General features: G+C 70.4%; 17 protein-coding genes. 6 read left to right on the forward strand and 11 right to left on the reverse strand.

From position 1 onward, the window contains the following. The first annotated feature begins 85 nt into the window (after positions 1-85). Positions 86-553 (forward strand): UrcA family protein, encoded by a 468-nt coding sequence (locus ACO2Q3_RS25120; RefSeq protein ID WP_423311733.1) that lies wholly within the window; start codon positions 86-88, stop codon positions 551-553. A 39-nt stretch (positions 554-592) separates the two neighbouring features. Then, positions 593-1,036 (forward strand): UrcA family protein, encoded by a 444-nt coding sequence (locus ACO2Q3_RS25125; RefSeq protein ID WP_423311735.1) that lies wholly within the window; start codon positions 593-595, stop codon positions 1,034-1,036. A 92-nt stretch (positions 1,037-1,128) separates the two neighbouring features. Here the strand turns inward: ACO2Q3_RS25125 and ACO2Q3_RS25130 are convergent, their stop codons facing one another. Together ACO2Q3_RS25130 and ACO2Q3_RS25135 are read right to left on the reverse strand one after the other, a co-directional pair. Continuing rightward, on the reverse strand, positions 1,129-1,929 hold the full coding sequence (locus ACO2Q3_RS25130) for a DUF1295 domain-containing protein (RefSeq protein WP_423311737.1): 801 nt from the start codon (positions 1,927-1,929) through the stop codon (positions 1,129-1,131). A 46-nt stretch (positions 1,930-1,975) separates the two neighbouring features. Further along, positions 1,976-2,824 (reverse strand): enoyl-CoA hydratase/isomerase family protein, encoded by an 849-nt coding sequence (locus ACO2Q3_RS25135; protein WP_423311739.1) that lies wholly within the window; start codon positions 2,822-2,824, stop codon positions 1,976-1,978. 111 nt (positions 2,825-2,935) lie between these two features. Here ACO2Q3_RS25135 and ACO2Q3_RS25140 point away from each other — a divergent pair, with 111 nt between their 5' ends. From ACO2Q3_RS25140 to ACO2Q3_RS25150, 3 genes are all read left to right on the forward strand, one after another. Next, positions 2,936-4,462, forward strand: coding sequence for an alkaline phosphatase family protein (locus ACO2Q3_RS25140; protein WP_423311741.1), 1,527 nt, complete (start codon positions 2,936-2,938; stop codon positions 4,460-4,462). Between the two features lie 228 nt (positions 4,463-4,690). Next, complete coding sequence (locus ACO2Q3_RS25145) at positions 4,691-5,593, forward strand: aminoglycoside phosphotransferase family protein (protein WP_423311743.1); 903 nt, start codon at positions 4,691-4,693, stop codon at positions 5,591-5,593. Between the two features lie 20 nt (positions 5,594-5,613). Then, positions 5,614-6,720 (forward strand): beta-N-acetylglucosaminidase domain-containing protein, encoded by a 1,107-nt coding sequence (locus ACO2Q3_RS25150; RefSeq protein WP_423311745.1) that lies wholly within the window; start codon positions 5,614-5,616, stop codon positions 6,718-6,720. A 220-nt stretch (positions 6,721-6,940) separates the two neighbouring features. Here the strand turns inward: ACO2Q3_RS25150 and ACO2Q3_RS25155 are convergent, their stop codons facing one another. The 8 genes from ACO2Q3_RS25155 to ACO2Q3_RS25190 form a co-directional block, all read right to left on the reverse strand. Further along, positions 6,941-7,561 (reverse strand): GNAT family N-acetyltransferase, encoded by a 621-nt coding sequence (locus tag ACO2Q3_RS25155; protein ID WP_423311747.1) that lies wholly within the window; start codon positions 7,559-7,561, stop codon positions 6,941-6,943. A gap of 95 nt (positions 7,562-7,656) precedes the next feature. Next, positions 7,657-9,096 carry an efflux transporter outer membrane subunit gene (locus ACO2Q3_RS25160; RefSeq protein ID WP_423311748.1) on the reverse strand — a complete coding sequence of 480 codons (1,440 nt, stop codon included), beginning with the start codon at positions 9,094-9,096 and terminating at the stop codon, positions 7,657-7,659. Next, the gene (locus ACO2Q3_RS25165; RefSeq protein WP_423311750.1) at positions 9,093-12,329 is read right to left on the reverse strand and encodes an efflux RND transporter permease subunit; all 3,237 of its coding nucleotides are present in this window, start codon (positions 12,327-12,329) and stop codon (positions 9,093-9,095) included. Before ACO2Q3_RS25165 ends, ACO2Q3_RS25160 begins: the two co-directional genes overlap by 4 nt. Beyond that, positions 12,329-13,528: an efflux RND transporter periplasmic adaptor subunit gene (locus ACO2Q3_RS25170; RefSeq protein WP_423311752.1), complete on the reverse strand. Its 1,200-nt coding sequence runs from the start codon at positions 13,526-13,528 to the stop codon at positions 12,329-12,331. The genes ACO2Q3_RS25165 and ACO2Q3_RS25170 overlap by 1 nt, the downstream gene beginning before the upstream one ends. Positions 13,529-13,832: 304 nt before the next feature. Further along, the gene (locus tag ACO2Q3_RS25175) at positions 13,833-14,732 is read right to left on the reverse strand and encodes a BON domain-containing protein (protein ID WP_423311753.1); all 900 of its coding nucleotides are present in this window, start codon (positions 14,730-14,732) and stop codon (positions 13,833-13,835) included. Between the two features lie 77 nt (positions 14,733-14,809). After that, a complete protein-coding gene (locus tag ACO2Q3_RS25180; protein ID WP_423311755.1) occupies positions 14,810-16,207 on the reverse strand; it encodes a methyl-accepting chemotaxis protein in 1,398 nt (465 codons plus the stop codon). Between the two features lie 383 nt (positions 16,208-16,590). Continuing rightward, positions 16,591-16,872 carry a hypothetical protein gene (locus ACO2Q3_RS25185; RefSeq protein WP_423311757.1) on the reverse strand — a complete coding sequence of 94 codons (282 nt, stop codon included), beginning with the start codon at positions 16,870-16,872 and terminating at the stop codon, positions 16,591-16,593. 156 nt (positions 16,873-17,028) lie between these two features. Next, entirely contained in the window at positions 17,029-17,928 is a 900-nt protein-coding gene (locus ACO2Q3_RS25190) for a LysR family transcriptional regulator (RefSeq protein WP_423311759.1), read from the reverse strand. A 114-nt stretch (positions 17,929-18,042) separates the two neighbouring features. Here ACO2Q3_RS25190 and ACO2Q3_RS25195 point away from each other — a divergent pair, with 114 nt between their 5' ends. Further along, positions 18,043-18,675 carry a pyridoxamine 5'-phosphate oxidase family protein gene (locus tag ACO2Q3_RS25195; RefSeq protein WP_423311761.1) on the forward strand — a complete coding sequence of 211 codons (633 nt, stop codon included), beginning with the start codon at positions 18,043-18,045 and terminating at the stop codon, positions 18,673-18,675. Between the two features lie 37 nt (positions 18,676-18,712). Here the strand turns inward: ACO2Q3_RS25195 and ACO2Q3_RS25200 are convergent, their stop codons facing one another. After that, positions 18,713-19,093, reverse strand: a complete 381-nt coding sequence (locus ACO2Q3_RS25200; RefSeq protein ID WP_423311763.1) for a MerR family transcriptional regulator — start codon at positions 19,091-19,093, stop codon at positions 18,713-18,715. Positions 19,094-19,133 lie beyond the last annotated feature (40 nt).

Here is a 19,133-nt window from a genome sequence, read left to right on the forward strand (position 1 = left end):
GACATTCCGGGTGTGCTGACCCGCTTGGACCAAGGGTCCGGGATTGGCTGTCTCCCGCGTCGAATACCTGATCAAGGAGCCAATCATGACCATCAATACTATCGCTGTGATGAAGCGTGGGGTGATGGGCCTGGCCGCCGGCGCCTTCAGCCTTGGCCTCGCCGCGATCCCGGCGCACGCCCAGGACGACGGCTACTACGACAATGGCTATGCCCCGGCCTCGAGCTATGACGACAACAGCCGCTATGTCGACGAGGAAGGCCTGACGGTCACCGCGCCGCGCCACCTGGGGCGCTCGGCGATCGGCGCGGACATCGATCTGGTCTCGGCCTCGCGCACCGTGCGCTACGACGACCTGGACGTGGACACCGGCTACGGCGCCCACGTGCTGAAGGCCCGCATCGAGCGCGCCGCCCGCGACGCCTGCGACCAGCTGGATCGCGACTATCCGTACGACGCCGACAACGGCGCGCGCGATTGCTACGCCGACGCCGTGCGCCACGGCCTGCACGATGCCGCCTACCAGATCGGCTACACGCCGGGCGACTGGTAGGCCGGACCTGACTGAGAACGTCCCAGAGGGAGAACGCTCATGACCGGCTTCAATCTCTCGATCCTCGGTGAGGCGTTGTGCGGCGCGGCCGCCGGCGCCCTTGCCCTGGGCCTGGCGGTGACGCCCGCCCGCGCGCAGGACGTCCGCGACGGCGACACCGTCGAGGGCGTGGTGGTGGCTCCCTATGGGGCCCACACCGACGGGCATGACGGCCGCGCCAACATCGGCGGACCGATCGAGGAGCGGCCCTATCAGGTCTCCAGCGCGCGCCTCGTGCGCTATGCCGAGCTGGACCTCGGCTCGCGCCGCGACGCCTATCGGCTGAAGGCGCGGATCGAGGACGCCGCCCGGTCGGCCTGCGACCAGCTCGGCGCCCGGCCCCAGGCCGAGGATGAGGACGGGGCCTACTGCTATGCTGACGCGGTCCGCGATGGCATGCAGCAGGTGACCTACGACATCGGCTACACCCCGCGCGGCTGGTAGTGGACGCCGCTGCGCGAGGCGAGAGGCCCGGCTGCATGGCCGGGCCTCTTCGTGCGCTGGGCCGTTGGCCGGTCAGGCCTTTTTCGGAAACGTCAGGCCTTTTTCGGGAACCAGGGGATGAACCCCGAGGTGCGGGCCACGTATTCCTCATAGCCCGGCCGCGTGCGCCGCAGGCGGCCCTCGACGGTGGGCACGCCGCTCCAGCGGGTCAGCAGGAAGGTGATCAGGATCGGGCCCGGGATCGCCCAGATCCCGTAGCGGGTCTCCAGGCCGATCAGGAACAGGCCCCACCAGACGCAGGCGTCGCCGAAGTAGTTTGGGTGCCGCGTGAAGCGCCACAGGCCCCGGTCCATCACCTGACCCTTGTTGGCCGGGTCGGCCTTGAAGCGGGCCAGCTGCCAGTCGCCCACCGCCTCGAACAGCAGCCCCAGGCAGGCCACCGCCACGCCGGCGACCCCGACCGGGCCCAGCCGCGCGTCATCCGGCGCCAGCTGCCCCAGTTGCACCGGCAGGGCGACGATGAACTGCAGCGGCGCCTGCAGGGCGAACACCAGCAGCAGCGACGCCTTGGCGAAGCCCCAGCCGCGCTCGCTCTGCGCCTTGCCCAGCATGGTCACATAGCGCCGGTCCTTGCCCTGGGTGCGCCAGCGCCACAGCAGGTGGAAGCCCAGCCTCAGGCTCCAGGCGGCGGTCAGGCAGACCAGGGCGAACTTGTGCGGGCTGGCCGGCCAGGTGACGAGATAGCTGGACAGCGCCAGCACCAGCATGCCGAACGCCCACCAGGCGTCGACGAAGGTGACGTCCTTCAGCGCGACCCCGATGCCCCACAGGGCCAGGAAGCACGCGGCGGAAACCCCCGCGTTGATCACCAGCAGCTGCGCCAGTTCGCCCATGCGCGACCCCCTTCGCCCCCTGGTACGCGGCCGCCCCGACTGCGGATCAGCGACCGGTGAATTCGGCTGGCCGCTTCTCCATGAAGGCGCGCATGCCCTCGGCCGCATCGGCCGTGCGCACCAGCGGCAGGAGCTGCAGGAAGACGTGGTGCACGTGGTCGTTGAAGGTCTCCTCCAGGCCCATGCGCATCAGCTTCTTGGAGGCCTGCACCGCCAGCGGCGCGTTGCCGGCGATCTCGAGCGCCAGCTTGCGCGCGGCCGCGGCCAGGTCGGCCTCGGGGATCGCCGCGGAGGCCAGGCCCATCTCGACGCACTCGTCGGCGGTCAGCGTGCGGCCGGTGAAGATCAGCTCGGCGGCCTTCGACCAGCCCACCAGCCGCGGCAGGAACCAGGTGCCGCCGCTTTCCGGCACGATGCCGCGCTTGGTGAAGGCGGCCGCCATCTTGGCCCCCTTGGCCATCAGGCGGATGTCGCAGCCCAGGGCCGTGTCCATGCCATAGCCGGCGGCCGAGCCGTTGAGGGCGCAGATGGTCGGCTTGCCCATGTTGAACAGCACGGTCGGCGGGGTGTTGCGCAGGTCCAGGTCGTTGAAGCCGCCGCCCCCGGCGCTGGACAGGATGCCGTCGGAGCCCTTGGCGCGGGTCGCCTCCGACAGGTCCAGGCCGGCGCAGAACGCCCGGCCCGTGCCGGTCAGGATCACCACCCGGACGTCCTTGTCGGCGTCGGCCTTGAGCAGATGCTGGGTCAGCTGGTTCAGCATCGGGCCGGAGATGGTGTTCATCCGCTCGGGCCGGTTCAGGGTGATGGTGGCGACGTGGTCGGCGACCTCGTAGAGGACCTCCGCGCCCTGATCCGTTTGCGTGCCGGTGCTGGCTGCGGTGACGCCGTCGGCCATGGGGACCTCCCGATCCTCGTTGCTTGTTTACACTGTATCGGGCCGGCCAAAGCGGGCCGTTGTCAATCCCGACGCCGCCGATAAGTTGCCTGTCCCAAGGGGAGCGAAGACATGGCCGAGCCGCTGAACGTGCTGTTCATCACCGCCGACCAGTGGCGGGGCGACTGCCTGTCGGCGCTGGGGCATCCGATGGTGCGCACGCCGTATCTGGACGCGCTGGCGGCCGAGGGCGTGCTGTTCGCCAATCACTTCGCGAACACCGCCCCGTGCGGCCCCAGCCGGGCCTGCCTGCACACCGGCCTCTATCTGCAGAACCACCGGTCGGGGACCAACGGCACGCCGCTGGACGGGCGGCACACCAACTGGGCGCTGGAGGCGGGCAGGCTCGGCTACGACCCGGTGCTGTTCGGCTACACCGACACCAGCCGCGACCCGCGCGAGCTGGCCGAGGACGATCCCTGGCTGCGCACCTACGAGGGGCCGCTGCCCGGCATCCGGGTGATCACGGCGATGGACGGTCGCCCCACCGCCTGGACCGACTGGCTGAACACCCAGGGCTACGAGACCCCCGACCATCCGGGCTACGCCTACGGCCTGCGCGCGCCGGGTCCCGAGTACGAGGACGGCGCGCCGCACCCGCGGCCGCTGGCCTTCCCGGCGCAGGTCGACGACACCGCCTTCCTCACCGACCGGCTGATCGACTACATGGCCGCCGCCAAGGCGCCGTTCGTCGCGCACCTGTCATGGCTGCGCCCGCACCCGCCGTTCGTGGCGCCCGAGCCGTACAACGCCCTCTACGACCCTCGCGCCGTGCCGGGTTTCCGGCGCGCCGCCAGTGCCGACGAGGAGGCCGCCCAGCATCCCTGGCTGGCCCACCAGCTGTCGAAGCGCCAGTTCCGCGCGCCCGAGGACGAGCTGAAGCTGCGCCGGCTGAAGGCGGTCTACTACGGCCTGATGAGCCGGGTGGACGACGAGGTGGGGCGAATCGTGAGCTTCCTGCGCGCGTCCGGCCTGATCGATCGTACCCTGATCATCTTCACGTCCGACCACGGCGAGCAGATGGGGGACCACTGGCTGCTGGGCAAATGCGGCTATTTCGACGGCTCCTACCGCATCCCGCTGATCGTCCGCGATCCCCGCGCCAGCGCCGACGCCGGACGGGGGCGGGTGGTGCGGGCGTTCAGCGAGAACGTCGACATCATGCCGACCCTGCTGGCGGCGATCGGCTCGCCGGTCCCCGTCCAGTGCGACGGCGCCGATCTCGGCCCGTTCCTGCGCGGCGAGCCGGCCCCGGCCGCGTGGCGCGCCGAGGCGCACTGGGAATACGACTTCCGGGACGTCACCGATCCCGCGGCCGAGGCGAAGCTGGGCCTGACCCTGCATCAGTGCAGCCTGAACGTGATCCGCGACGGCCGCTTCAAGTACGTGCATTTCAACCGCCTGCCGCCGCTGCTGTTCGACCTGCAAGCCGACCCGGACGAGCTGAACAACCTGGCCGGCGATCCGGCCTATGCCCCGGTGATGCTGGACTACGCCCAGAAGCTGCTGTCCTGGCGCATGACCCACGACGAGCAGACCCTGACCCACCTGGCGCTCACCGACGACGGAGTGATCTCGCGCGCGGCGGCGCGGTACTAGCACATCCCCCGTCACCCCGGGCGGAGCGCAGCGCAGACCCGGGGCCAGCCGAGCCGATCCATAGACGACGGCGGCTGGCCGCCGACCCGTCAGCCCTGCGCTGGACCTCGTCCCGGTCGCGGAGCTGCCGGCCCCGGATCGGCGGGCGCTGTCGCGCCCTTGTCCGGGGTGACGAATGCGAAGGGCGGGGGATTTGCTGATCGACCAACGGCCGCTACGGAAATGGTGATGACCACCCAGACCCCCCCGTCCGGTACGCCGGCGGCCGAGATCGCCGTGGATGCGGCGCTGGCCGGGCGGTTGCTGGCGGCGCAGCATCCGGACCTGGCGGACCGGCCGATCCGCTTCCTGGCCTCGGGCTGGGACAACGCCATCTTCCGGCTGGGCGACGACCTGCTGCTGCGTCTGCCGCAGCGTGCGGTGGGGGCGCGGCTGATCGCGCACGAGCAGCGCTGGCTGCCCGTGCTGAAGGACCGCCTGCCGCTGGATATCCCCGCGCCGGTGCGGATCGGGGAGCCGGGCGAGGGCTTCCCCTGGCCGTGGAGCATCACGCCCTGGCTGGAGGGCGAGACGGCCGACCTGGCGCCGCCGGACGACGATCAGGGCGAGGCGCTGGCCGGCTTCTTTCGCGCGCTGCACGTGCCGGCTCCCGACGCGGCGCCGCACAATCCGCTGCGCGGCGTGCCGTTGGCCGAACGGGCCTTCGTGTTCGACGATCGCCTACGAAAGCTGTCCGGCCGGACGGACCTGGTCACTCCGGCGATCCACGCGATCTGGGCCGACGCCCTGGCGGCGCCGGACGACGCCGCGCCGACCTGGATCCAGGGCGATCCGCATCCGCGCAACGTGCTGGTGCGGGGCGGCCGGCTGAGCGCGGTGATCGATTGGGGCGACATGGCGCGCGGCGACCGGGCCTCGGATCTCGCGGCGGTCTGGATGCTGCTGCCCCGGGCGCGGACCCGGACCCGGGCCGTCGCCGCCCTGCCGGAGGTCTCCGCCGCCACGTGGAGGCGTGCGCGGGGCTGGGCGGTGCTCTATGGGCTGATGCTGCTGGACGCCGGCCTGGCCGACGATCCGCGGATGGCCGCCATCGGCGCCTGGACGCTCGAGCGCCTGCAGGACGGGCCGTGAAGACAAAGGGGAGTGATTGTATGGCCGCACCAACGAAGGTCGGGGGGGCGAAGGTCGAGCTGGGGATCATCGAGGGCTACTATGGCAAGCCGTGGAGCTGGCAGGCGCGGCGCGACCAGGTCAGCGGCCTGGCCCCGCACGGCTACGGCTTCTACATCTATGCGCCCAAGGCCGATCCGTACCTGCGCAAGCGCTGGCAGGAGCCGCATCCCGCCGAGTACACGACGGCGCTGAAGGACCTGGCGGCGCACTGCGCGGCGCACGCCGTAAGGTTCGGCGTCGGCCTCAGCCCGTTCGAGATCTACCGCGACTTCGGCGACGAGGCGAAGGCGGCGCTGGGGCGAAAGCTGGACGAGCTCGATGCGCTGGGCGTCCAGGACCTCGGCATCCTGTTCGACGACATGCGCGGCGACCTGCCGGGGGTGGCGAAGACCCAGGTGGAGATCCTGCACTGGATCGCCGGCCGCACGAAGGCCAGCCGGATCATCGCCTGCCCGACGTACTACAACGACGACGTCGGCCTGGACATCGCCTTCGGCCGGCGGCCGGAGGGCTATCTGGAAGAGTTCGGCGCGGCGCTGGATCCCTCGATCGAGGTGTTCTGGACCGGCGAGGAGACCTGTTCCAAGGAATTCAGCCCCGGCCACCTGCGGCGGGTCGCCGGGCAGCTGCGACGCAAGCCGTTCCTGTGGGACAACTACCCGGTCAACGACGGGCCGCGGATGTCGCCCTATCTCTACATCCGCCCGTTCACCGGCCGGCCGGCGAGCATCGCCCCGCACATCGCCGCCCACGCGGTGAACCCGGCGCTGCAGCCGGCCCTGACCCGGATTCCGGCGATCAGCCTGGCCGAGAGCTACCGCCTGGGCGAGGACTACCAGTATCTGGCGGCCTTCCAGAAGGCGGCGGCGGAGGTGATGGGCCCCGAGCTGGGCGCCATGCTGCAACGGCACATCGGGGTGATGAACGACACCGGCCTCGACGCCCTGGCTGACGACGTCAAGGCCCGCCTGCGCGACCGCTATGCGCCGCATGCCGACGTGCCCGCGGCGCAGGAAATCCTCGACTGGCTGGACGGCGCCTGGCGCATCACCCGGGAGATGATGGAAGCGGAGATGTACGGGTAGGGGCTAGGCCTGCCCTGAGGCGGCGGAACCCCTCACCTTCCCACGCGACTTGCTCACGCAAGCCGCGCGGGCCCTTTCCTCTCCCTATCGGAGAGGTAATTTCTTTAGCATGGCCAACAGTTTAGTTCACCTCTCCCATAGGGAGAGGGAGGGGCCCAAGGTCGACGCGACAGCGTTGAGCTTGGGAAGGTGAGGGGTTCCGCCCCCCGCTTGCGACCCGCTAGCGCGGCAGCATCATGCCGAACCAGATCGAGCCCAGGTCCGGCAGGCCGAGCTCCAGCTGGGTCCAGCCGTAGGCGCGGTAGAACCTGAGCCCACGAGCGTTGGTGGTGGCGACGCCCAGGTGGGCGCCCGGGGAGCCGGCGGCGGTCATCGCGCCCAGCCAGGCGTCCATCATCCGCCGGCCGACGCCCTGGCCCTGCAGCCGCGGCAGCAGGTTGATGTGCAGGTGGCTGGGATAGAGGGCGACCACCCGGCGCGGCGCGGGATGCGGATGGTGGATCTGGTAGGCGCGGGTCTGGTCCGCGGTCCAGGTGTCGGGCGACTGCGTGTCCGGATCGGTATAGCGCCCCCGCAGCGCGGGCCACCAGGCCTCCTCGCAGCGCGCCTCGAACGCCCGCGTGTCGACGGCGCCGACGATGTAGCCGGCGACCCCCTGGTCATCCTCGGCGACGAACGCCGAACGCGGCTCCAGCTCGCCATAGGGGGCGGCGTAGATGTGCCCGACCAGCCTGGGGTCGCGGTAGAGATGCGTGGCGTCGTCCCCGGCCTCGCCCGTCTTCAGGGCGATGTCGTAGAGGGCGTCGAGATCGCCGCTCTGGTACGGGCGAATGCGGGCCAAGGCGGTTCCTTCCTGCGCGCGCACTTGAGAACCTTGACCGTAGCGCGTCAATCCGGGTTTCCCGCAGAATGGGGACCCGCTGTGCTCGCCTGCGGTCAGCGTCCCGGCAGCTTTGGCGGCGAAACCGGCGGCGCCTGCTCCCAGCCGCCGCCCAGCGCCTGGAACACCGCCACCTGATCGGCGGAGATCGCCTGGTCCGAGGCGGCCAGCTGCTGGTCGGCCGACACCAGGGTCTGCTGGGCGGTGATCAGGTCCAGGAAGCTGGCGCTGCCGGCCTGGTACTGGATCTGCGCCAGGCGCAGCGCCTCGGCGGCGTGCTGGCGCGCCAGCGACAGGGCGGCGTGGTGGTCGAGCTCGGCGGCATAGGTCGACAGGGCCTGCTCGGTTTCCTTCAGCGCCTGCAGCACCACCGAGTCGAAGCTCGCCAGGGCGCCCTCGGCCTGGGCCCTCGCCTCGGCCACGTGGGCGTGCGCCAGGGTCACGTTCGGAAAGCTCCAGGTCACCAGCGGCCCGCCGGTGTAGGCGGTGGTGGCGGCGCTGAACAGCTGGCCGACGCCGCCGGCGGCGCTGGACACCGAGCCGCCCAGGGAGACGCTGGGGAAGTATTCGCTGGTGGCGACGCCGATGCGGGCGGTCTGGCTGGCCAGGGTCCGCTCTGCCTCGCGGATGTCCGGCCGGCGCTGCAGCAGCGCCGCGCCGTCACCCACCGGCAGCGCCTGCGCCAGCTTCGGCGGCGTGGCGCAGGTCTGGGCCGCGACGGGCGCCTCGGCCGGCGTCTTGCCAACCAGCGCAGCCAGGGTGAACAGCGCGGCGCGGCGCTGACCCTCCAGCGGGCCGACGGCGGCCCTGGCCTGCTGCAGCAGCACGCCCTCGCGCGCCACGTCGAAGTCGGAGAGGGCGCCGGCGTCGCGCTGGCGCACGGTGATGTCGTAGGCCTGCTGCACCAGGTCCACCGAGCGGCGGGCCACGCTCAGCTGTTCGCCCAGGCCGCAGACGCTGGCGTAGGCCGAGGCGGTTTCGGCGGCCACCGTCACCCGCACGGCGTCCTCGGCGCTGCGCGAGGCCTCCGCGTTGGCGCGCGCGGCCTCGATGGTGCGGCGGATCTTGCCGAACAGGTCGACCTGGTAGGCGGCGGTGAAGCCGGCCGAATAGGTCCAGTGGGCGTTCGCGCCGGCGGCCGCCTCCTGGGCGGACTTGCCGTAGTTGGCGCCGGCCGAGAGGTCGGTGGACGGATACCGCCCGGCCTTGGCCTCTTCCACCAGCGCCTGGGCGTAGGCCAGGTTCGAGGCGGCGACCTTGAGGTCCTGGTTTTCCGCCAGGGCCTGCTGCACCAGTCCGTCCAGCACCGGGTCCTGGTACAGCCGCCACCAGTTGGCCGGCAGGGGCTGATCCTCGGCCACGCCGGCCTGGGTGGAGACGAACGGCTGGCTGGCGGTCGCCGGCGTGGAGGGGGCCTGGTAGCGCGGGCCTACGGCGCAGGCGCTCACGGCCAGGGCGCCGGCGGCGATGGCGCAAAGGCGGGCGGCGATCCTCACGGCACGTCCTCCGGCCCCGGCGGCAGCAACTGGCCCTGCAGCGGCGTCTGCGCCGACGTCGCGGCCTGTTCGTGACGGCTCTTGCCCTTGGCGGGCTTGGGCAGGACGGCGGAGACCTTGCGCATCACCACATAGAACACCGGCGTGAAGGCGAGGCCGAAGGCGGTCACCCCGATCATGCCGAAGAACACCGCCACGCCCAGCGCCTGGCGCATCTCCGCGCCCGCGCCGACGGCGAAGGCCAGGGGGGCCACGCCCAGGATGAAGGCGGCGGAGGTCATCAGGATCGGCCGCAGGCGGGTGCGCGCCGCCTCGGCGGCGGCCTCGTGCGCCTCCAGCCCGTGGTCCAGCTCGCCCTGGCGGGCGAACTCGACGATCAGGATGGCGTTCTTGGCGGCCAGGCCGATCAGCACCACCAGGCCGATCTGGGTCAGGATGTTGTTGTCCATGCCCCGCAGGTTCACGCCCAGCATGGCCGCCAGCAGGCACATCGGCACGATCAGGATCACCGAGAAGGGCAGGGTGACGCTCTCGTACAGCGCCGCGAGAAGCAGGAACACGAACACCACGGCCAGGACGAAGACCAGGGCGCCCGTGTTGCCGGCCAGCTGCTGCTGGTAGGCGAGGTCCGTCCATTCGAAGCCGTAGCCCGCGGGCAGGCGCTCGCGCGCCAGCTGCTCCATGGTCGCCATCGCCTGACCGGTGGAATAGCCGGGCTTGGTGTCGCCGATGATGTCGGCCGACGGATAGAGGTTGTAGCGAAGCACCCGATAGGGGCCGGTGATATGGCTGATGTTCAGCACCGAGCCGATCGGCACCATGGCCCCGGTGGTCGAGCGGGTGCGCAGCTCGCCGACGCGCGACTCGTCGTTGCGGAAGTTCTGGTCGGCCTGCGCCAGCACCTGGAAGGTGCGGCCGAACAGGTTGAAGTCGTTGACGAAGGTCGAGCCCAGATAGGTCTGCAGGGTGTTGAACACCGAGCTGTCGCTGACCCCCAGCATCTCCGCCTTGGTGCGGTCGATGTCGGCGTAGAGCCGTGGGGTCCTGGTGTTGAAGCTTGTGAAGGCCCCCGTCACCGCATCGGACTTGTTGGCAGCGTCGATCAGGTCGTGGGTCACGGCCTCCAACTGCTGCGGCGTTGCCCCGGTCTGGTTCTCGATGATCATCCGGAAACCGCCGGTGGTGCCGATGCCGCGCACCGACGGCGGGGCGATGATGCGGATGTCGGCGCCGTCGATGGTCGACAGCCGGTGCTTCAGGTCATCGATGATGCCCTGCTGTGTCAGATGATGCTGGGCCCGATACTCGAACGACTGAAGGATCAGGTAGATCTGGCCGCCGTTGGAGGCCGTCGAGTTGCTGGTGGCGTCCACCCCGGCGTAGATCGATGCGGCCTTCACGCCGGGCGCAACCAGCACCCGCTTGCCGATCTCGCGCATGATGGCGTCCGTCCGCTGCAGCGCAGCGCCCGGCGGCAGGGAGGCGGATATCAGCAGGTTGCCCTGGTCCTGCGGCGGGATGAATCCCCGCGGCGTCGCTGCGAGGCGCCACCCCGTCAGGGCGATCAGGCCGACATAGATCACCAGCATGATCGCGATCATGTGCACCAGCTTGTGGGTGACGCGCGAGTATCGGTCGCTGAGCTTGTCGAAGCCGTGGTTGAACAACTGGCCGAAACGCTGGATCGGGTGCCGCCGCCAGGTGATCCTGTGCGCCTCGACGTCGTGAGCGCGCATCAGCAGGGCGGCCAGCGCCGGCGACAGCGTCAGCGAGACCACCAGCGAAATCAGGGTCGCGGTGGCGATGGTCAGGGCGAACTGCTTGTAGAACTGGCCGGAAATGCCGCTGATGAAGGCCGTGGGCACGAACACGGCGGCCAGGACCAGGGCGATGGCCAGCAGGGCGCCGCCGACCTCGTCCATGGTCAGATGCGCGGCCTCCCGCGGAGACATGCCCTGGCGCAGGTGTCGCTCCACGTTCTCGACCACGACGATGGCGTCGTCGACGACGATGCCGATGGCCAGGACGAGGCCGAACAGGCTGAGGTTGTTCAAGGAGAAGCCGGCCGCGGCCATCACCGCGAAGGTGCCGACCAGCGAGACGGGGATGGCGACGATCGGGATGATCGCGGCGCGCCAGCTCTGCAGGAACACCATGACCACCAGCACCACCAGGATCATGGCCTCGAACAGGGTCTTTTCGACCTCGTCGATGGAGGCGCTGACGAATTCGGTGGGGTTGTAGATGATCTTGTAGTCGAGGCCGGGCGGGAAGTTCTTCTTCAGCCGCTCCATGGTGGACTTGATGGCCTCGGCGGTCTCGACGGCGTTGGAGCCGGGCTGCTGCAGCACGCCCATGGCCACCGCCGGCTGGACGTTGAGGTAGGCGTTGGTGGTGTAGTCGGCCGCGCCCAGCTCCACGCGCGCCACATCGCCGATCCGGGTCGGCTGGCCGTGGGCGTCCGTCTTGATGATGATGTCGGCGAATTGCCCAGGCGTCGAAAGTCGCCCCAGGGCCTCGATGTTGTACTGCAGGGCGCTGGAACCCAGCCCCTGTGGCGGCTGGCCGATGGCGCCGGCAGCGACCTGCACGTTGTGGCTCTTCAGTGCGCCGGTGATGTCGTCCACCGTCAGGCCGCGGGCGGCGGCGCGGTCAGGATCGATCCAGATGCGCATTGCATAGTCGCGCGCAGCCCGCGAGCCGACATCCCCGACGCCCGGAACGCGCAGGATCTCGTCCTTGATGTGCAGGCCGACGTAGTTGGCGATGTAGCTCTGGTCCAGCGAGCCGTCGGGTGAATAGGTGTGGATCGCCAGCAGGAAGTCCGGCGAGCTCTTGCGCACCGTGACGCCGGAAGCGACCACTTCCGGCGGCAGGTGCGGAGTCGCCGTCGCCACGCGGTTTTCCACCAGCACCTGGGCGGCGTTCGGATCGGTGCCGAGCTTGAAGGTGACGGTGATGTTGACGTGGCCGTCGGCGGTCGACTGCGAGGACATGTAGAGCATGTTCTCGACGCCGTTGATCTGCTCCTCGATCGGGTCGGCGACGGTGTCGGCCAGCACCTCGGCGGAGGCGCCCGGGTAGGCCGCGCTCACCGAGACGGTCGGCGGGGCGATCTCGGGATACTGGGCGACCGGCAAGGCGGGGTAGGCGATGGCGCCGACCAGGGTGATCAGGATCGCGACCACGGCCGCGAACACCGGCCGGTCGATGAAGAAGTGGGACAGCCGCATCAGGGCGCCGTGATCTGGTCGGGTGGCGTCGCCGACGACGGCAGGGGCGCTATGAAGCCTGCGCCGGGACCGGCCGGCGGGATCGGTTCGACCGCGATGCGGCCGTTGCGGAGAGAGACCTTCTGGCCGGGCTTGGCGCGCTGGATGCCGTCGACGATTACCCGGTCGCCGGGCTGCAGTCCGGATCGGATCACGCGCAGGCCGTTGTACAGCGGGCCCTCCACCACCACGCGCTCGGCCACCACGCGGTCCGGCCCGACAACGTAGGCCACCTGGCGCGACAGGTCGGTCGTCAGGGCGGCGTCAGGCACCAGCAGGGCCTGGTAGGGCTGCGAGCCCATCAGGCGCATGTGGCCGAACATGCCGGGCGTCAGGAAGTGCTGCGGGTTCGAGATCACGGCGCGGCCGCGGATGGCGCCGGAACCGGGCTGGATGGCGTTGTCGACGAAGTCCAGCTTGCCGTTCCAGCGATAGGTCGGCTCGTCCTGCAGCTTGATCTGCACCGGCGTCGCCGCCGTGTGCAGGCCGCCGCCCTGGCCGCGCTGGTACTTCAGGAACAGGGCCTCGGAGCCGGTGAACTCGAAGCGGATCGGGTCGAGGTTGACGATGTTTGTCAGCACGGTGGTGTCGGCGGTGACCAGGTTGCCGGGCGCCACGCGCCGGTCGGAGATCTTGCCGCTGAGCGGGGCCGTCACCCGGGTGAAGCCGACGTTGAGGGCCGCGGCGTGCACGTTGGCCTGGGCCGACAGCATGTCGGCGGTGGCCTGCCGCTCGGTGGCGACCAGGGTGTCGTAGGCCTGCTGCGAGATGGCCTTGGCGGCCAGCAGGGTCGCGCCCCGGGCCGCCTCGGTCCTGGCGTTGGTCAGGGCCGCCTGCGCGTGCGCCTCGGCGCCCTTGGCCTGGTCCAGGACCGCCTGGTAGGGCCGCGGGTCGATGACGAACAGCACCTGGCCCTTGCGGACATAGTCGCCGTCCTTGAAGGCCACAGACTGCAGGTAGCCGGTCACCCGCGGGCGGATGTCGACGCTGTCCACGGCGATGAACTGGCCGGTGTAGTCGTCCCAGTCCACCAGGGTCTGTTGCAGCGGCGTCGCCACGGTGACCACGGGCGGGGGCGGCGCCGGCTTGGACTTGTTCCCGCACCCTGCCAGGGCGATCGCCAGGCAGGCTGACAGCAGGAACGGCGCGGCCTTCGACATTCAGCCCCCTTCAGGCTCACAGTTTTGGTGAACCGGCCAAGGCCGATCCGCCGGAGAGCCCCGCGACTTCAGTCGTCTTTTGAAGGCGTTCCGGGCTGGTGATTGCGATCACAAGCCGCCGCGTCAAGTGCCGCGAGCGACGAGGCGCCGGCTTAGAGGAATCGGATTGCGCCAATGCGTACGCTTCGCATCCGCCTGGAAATGTTCGGGATCGCACGAAAAATCCCCCCGCCGTGGCGCTCTCGGCCGGGGGGAGAAAAGTCATCCGGCGGCGACAAACCGCATGGAACCAAGCCCTTGCGGCTCAGGCGTCGCTGTCGCTGATGCGGCTGACGCGGGTCGAGACCGGCTCGCCCGAGGCGCTTCGCGCGGTGTCCTGCGCCCCGGCGAAACCGGCCGGGCGCACGCGAAGATTATTCTGCACGTGCTGCACGCCCGACACCCGTTCGGCCAGATCCTCGGCCCGCCGCTTGTCGCCGCGGTCGAGGATGAAGCCGTTCAGCGTGACCTCGCCGTCCTTCACCAGCACGTCGATGTCCGTGGCGTCGAGATAGGGGTCTTCGGTGAGCCTGTCGTTGACGTCCTCGTGGATGCGCCCGTCGGTGCGCTTGTAGCTCTTGGGGCCGCGCCCGGCGTGTCGCGCGTCCGCCGTGCGGCGGCGCTCGGCCCCGCGGTCGCCGAACCAGGAGGCCACCTCGTCGCCGGCCATGGCCCAGAAGCTGCGACCGTCGTCCTCGCCGCGGCCTTCGCGCGGATCGGGCGCAGGCCGGCCGGAGTCATAGTCGCCGCGTCCGCCGCCATAGGTCGCGCCGATGCTCGATGGCCTCGCGCCATAGGCCCGGCGATAGGCATCCATGCGCTCGGCGTAACGCGAGGCGGCGGACGGCTCGGCGGAGCCCTGGTAGGGCCCGCGGTCGTCGTAGGGATAGCCGCCGAGGGTGCGGTATTCGCGGTTCACCGCGCCTTCGCCGAAGCGGCGCTCGTCGTAGGGGCCGGCCGGTCCGCGGTCGCCAAAGCTGCGCGCCTCGTCGGCGCGGGCGCCGTCGAAGCGGTCGTCGCGGCGGTAGGCGTCGCTGTCGGGGGCGTAGCGCTCCTGGGCGTAGCGCTCCTGGGCGTGGCGGCCGCGCGGGCCGCGGTCGCGGTCCTCCCAGCCCATGCGGTCCCATTCCGGACGACGGTCTTGCCAGGGGCCTTGGTCAGGCATGTCGTTTCCTCCTGCGCCGCAAGATGCGGCGGTTCTGCAGGGGAACGGCTGGCCGACCGGTCAGGTTTCGGCCGGCCTCAGGCCGCCTGGCGTCGCTCCGTGCGGCCGGCCGTCTCGCCCAGCTGGAAGCGGGCGACGTGGTCGGCCAGCTGCACGGCCTCGGCGCGCAGGCTGGCGGCGGCGGCGGTGGCCTCCTCGACCATGGCCGCGTTCTGCTGGGTCACCTGATCCATCTGGTTCACCGCGCTGTTCACCTGATTCAGGCCGGTGGCCTGCTCCTGGGAGGACAGGGCGATCTCGGCGATCAGGCCGTCGATCTGCGCGACCTGGGTGACGATGGTCGACAGGCTCTGGCCGGTCTCGCCGACCAGCTTCACGCCGGCGCCGACCTGGGCGGTCGAAGCCGAGATCAGCGCCTTGATCTCCTTGGCGGCTTCGGCCGAGCGCTGGGCCAGGGCCCGCACTTCGGAGGCCACCACGGCGAAGCCGCGGCCCGCCTCGCCGGCGCGGGCGGCTTCCACCCCCGCGTTCAGCGCCAGCAGATTGGTCTGGAAGGCGATCTCGTCGATCACCCCGATGATCTGGCTGATCTGCTGCGAGCTCTGTTCGATGGCCCCCATGGCTTCCACCGCCTGGCGCACCACCTGGCCGGACCTTTCGGCGTCGGCTCTGGCGGCGCTGGCGACGCCGGAGGCCTGCTTGGCGCCGTCGGCGCTGCGGCGGACCGTGGCGGTGATCTCGTCCAGGGCCGCGGCGGTCTCCTCGAGGGCGGCGGCCTGCTGTTCCGTGCGGCGCGAAAGGTCGTCCGACGCCTGGGATATCTCGTCGCAGCCGCTGCGCAGCGAGCCGGTCGAGCCGGCGATGGCGCTCATCGCGGCGCGCACCGCCTCGACCGCCTGGTTCAGATCGTCGCGGATGCGGGCGTAGTTCCCCTCGAAATGGCCGTCGACCCTCGCCGTCAGGTCGCCCTGCGACAGACGGCGCAGGCTCTCGGCCAGGGCGCAGACCACGGCGTTCTGCTCCTCAGCGGCGCGCTCGCCCTCCGCCCGGGCCCGCTCGTACTCCTCGCGCACCGACTGGGTGATGTCGGCGGCGAACTTGATCACCTTGTAGGGACGCCCGGCCTCATCCAGCACCGGATTGTACGAGGCCTGGATCCAGACCTCGCGCCCGCCCTTGCCCAGGCGGCGGAACTTGGAGGCGATGAACTCGCCTTCGTTGAGCCGGCGCCAGAAGGCCCTGTACTCGGGGCTTTGCGCCTCTGCGGGGTCCATGAACATGCTGTGGTGGCGGCCGATCACTTCCGAGGCGGCATACCCCACCGCGTTCAGGAAGTTGTCGTTGGCGGTGATGATCGTGCCGTCCAGCTGGAACTCGATCACCGCCTGGGAGCGCATCAGCGCGGCCAGCTTGGCCACCATCTCGCGCTGCGCGCTCTGCGCAGACGCGGCCTTGCCCGGCTTGCGGTTGAACATCGTAGGCCCCTCCGGAACACAGGCGGCGGGTCCCTCTCCCGCCACGGTTCGACCAGAGGATGTGTGTCCTGGCCTGAAGGCTTGGTTAACGGTCGCCCGTGGCGAGGGAACGCCTTGTCTTCAAGCTCGCCGGTGAATGCTTGTATCGACGGCTTTCGCTGGCGCCGGTTGCCGTTGCGGAGAAATCCGATACGGCGTCTCGCCCAGATTCTGTTCGTCCGAAGAGGCTCGGGGACTGGATCGACCTGGCGCGACGGCGCCACGAAGTCTGGATCTGCAACACAGTTGCATAATTTGCCGAGTCGCGCCGTGTATTCGCCGGGCGCGGCTCCCTCTCAATTGAAATCCCGATCGCCGGGCGAGTGTGCGCGTCCTGGCTGTATTCAATCCTGAAGTTCGCGGTGGATGCGGTCGGCAAGGGCCGCGTCGGCGCCCGCCACTTCGATATGGAAAACCTTCAGCTGCTCGCCGAGCTGGAACCAGCTGAGAAAGGCCAGGGCGTCATCGACCTCGCCGGGCGGTGGCGGGTTGGCCTTGTCCGTGGCCCCGCGGGAGGCGCGCAGCAGCAGTCGGTCGTTCTCCGACAGGCTGTCCTCGTCCACGCGGATGCACACCGTGGCGGCCGCCTCGTCGCCGATCGACGCCCGGATCCGGGCCACGGCCACCTGGGCCTCCACCTTTGTATAAGGTCCGAGCTTGATCATTAATCGCCACACAGCACTGTTCGCGCCGGCTATACCACCAACCGGGGGTTCAGCCGCAATCCCGCCATCTATCCGCCACAACAAAACACCGAATCCGCCCGGTTCGGCGCCGCCGCGTCAGTTCGGCAGCAGCGGCAGGCGCGCGATCGCCTGAGAGGCGGCCGTCATGAAGGCGCCGACGTTGGGCGAGGCGAGCCGGGTAGGCGGATGCACCAGGCTGACCGGGATCGGGGCGGGGGCGAAGGCCTGTAGCACCAGGGCCAGGCGGCCCGCCGCGAGACCGTCCAGCACCTGGTAGGACAGCGCGCGGGTGATGCCGAGGCCGCGCTCGACCGCGGCGACCGCAGCGTCGGCGCTGTTCACCGAGAGCCGTGGGCGGGGCCGCACGCTCTGGCGCCCCTCGCCGCCGAAGCGCCAGTCCAGGGTGGCGTCCACGCCCTCGAAGGCGACGATGTCGTGCCCTTCCAGGTCCGCCGGCGTCGCCGGGGCGCCGCGCGCCGCGAGATAGTCCGGCGAGGCGACCAGAACCCGCTGCACGGCGCTGACCCTGCGCGCCACCAGGGCGCTGTCGGCCAGTTCGCCGATGCGCAGGGCCACGTCGACGCCTTCCTCGACCAGGCTTACCTGCCGGTCCGACAGCATCAGCCGCACGTCCAGCCGCGGGTGGCGTCGCATCATCGCCTCTACGACGGGCAGCACGTGCAGCCGGCCGAACAGCACGGGCGCCGAGACCGTCAGAACGCCGCGCGGATCGGCGTCCTCGCCGCGGGTCAGCCGCTCGCCGTCGTCCAGGTCGGCGAGCACCCGCCGGCAGGTCTCCAGATAGACCGCGCCGCGCTCGGTCAGGCGCACGCTGCGAGTGGTGCGCGCCAGCAGCATCAGGCCCAGGCGGTCCTCCAGCTGCGCGACGGCGCGGCTGGTCGCGGCCGAGGACAATCGCAGGCGCCGGCTGGCGGCCGCGAAGCCCCCGGCTTCGGCGACCGCGACGAACACGCGCATGGCGTCGAGCTGGTCCATGATTGTTGCCAATTCTGAAGCAATGAACTGCTGGAAAGCGCTATTACCATTCTGCGGGCGTGGGTGCATGTATCGCGCCCGGCCGGTTTGGCCGTGGGCAGGGCGGGACGCGTCATGAGCTACGGATTTCTCGACACCCTTTCGACGCCTTCGGTGAAGGCCGCCCAGGCGGCCAACGGGGTCGCGCAGATGTGGGAACGCTTTGCCGGTGATCGCAGCTTCGACCGTTTCACGCCGCGCGAAGCCGAGTTCATCGCCGAGCGCGACAGCTTCTACATGGCCACGGTGTCCGAGAGCGGCTGGCCCTATGTGCAGCACCGCGGCGGCCCGCCCGGCTTCATCAAGGTGCTGGACGAGCGGACTCTCGCCTTTCCCGATTTCCGCGGCAACCGGCAGTACATCAGCGTCGGCAACCTGGCGGCGGACGACCGTGCGGCGCTGATCCTGGTGGACTATCCCAACCAGGCGCGGCTGAAGCTGCTCGGGCATGTCGAGACGGTCGGCCTGGACGAGGATCCCGAGCTTGCGGCGCGGCTGGCGCTGGAGGGGTACAAGGCGAGGCCCGAGCGGGCCATCCGCCTGACCTTGCACGCCTTCGACTGGAACTGTCCGCAGCACATCACGCCGCGTTTCACCCAGGGACAGATCGCCGAAGCGCTGGTTCCGACCATGAGCCGGCTGAAGGCGCTGGAGGCCGAGAACGCGGACCTGCGCAAGCGCCTCGCAGAGATCTCAGGCGGCGGATGAGCGACGCGGCGCGCCGGCCCATCCGCGCGCTGAAACGCTACTTGCGCAGCAGGGTCTTGGGCGGGGGCGCGGTCAGGCGGCCGATGGCTTCGTCGACGCCGGCCAGTTCGGCCTCGATGGAGGCGCGGCGAGCGGCCAGGCGCTCCAGGGCGACGGCATTGCCGGCGCCGCGGTCCTCATCGGCCTCGATCACGTCCTGGATGTCGCGCAGGCCCAGGCCGGCGCCGCGCAGCTGGCGGATCCAGCCCAGCCGGCGACGGGCGGTCTGGTCGTAGAAGCGGCTGTTCATGCGGTCGCGCCGCGCCTCGATCAGGCCGCGCTCCTCGTAGTAGCGGATCGCCCGCGCGGTCATGTCGAACAGCTTCATGGCCTCGCCGATGCGAAGGCGCGGCAGGTGACGGATGTTGTCGTCGGTCATGGGATGGGTCTTCCGGCTGTGGCCCGTGGGGCAGGGGCCT

Origin of the sequence: Caulobacter sp. KR2-114 (genome assembly GCF_049446115.1) — a bacterium.
GTDB lineage: Bacteria > Pseudomonadota > Alphaproteobacteria > Caulobacterales > Caulobacteraceae > Acaudatibacter.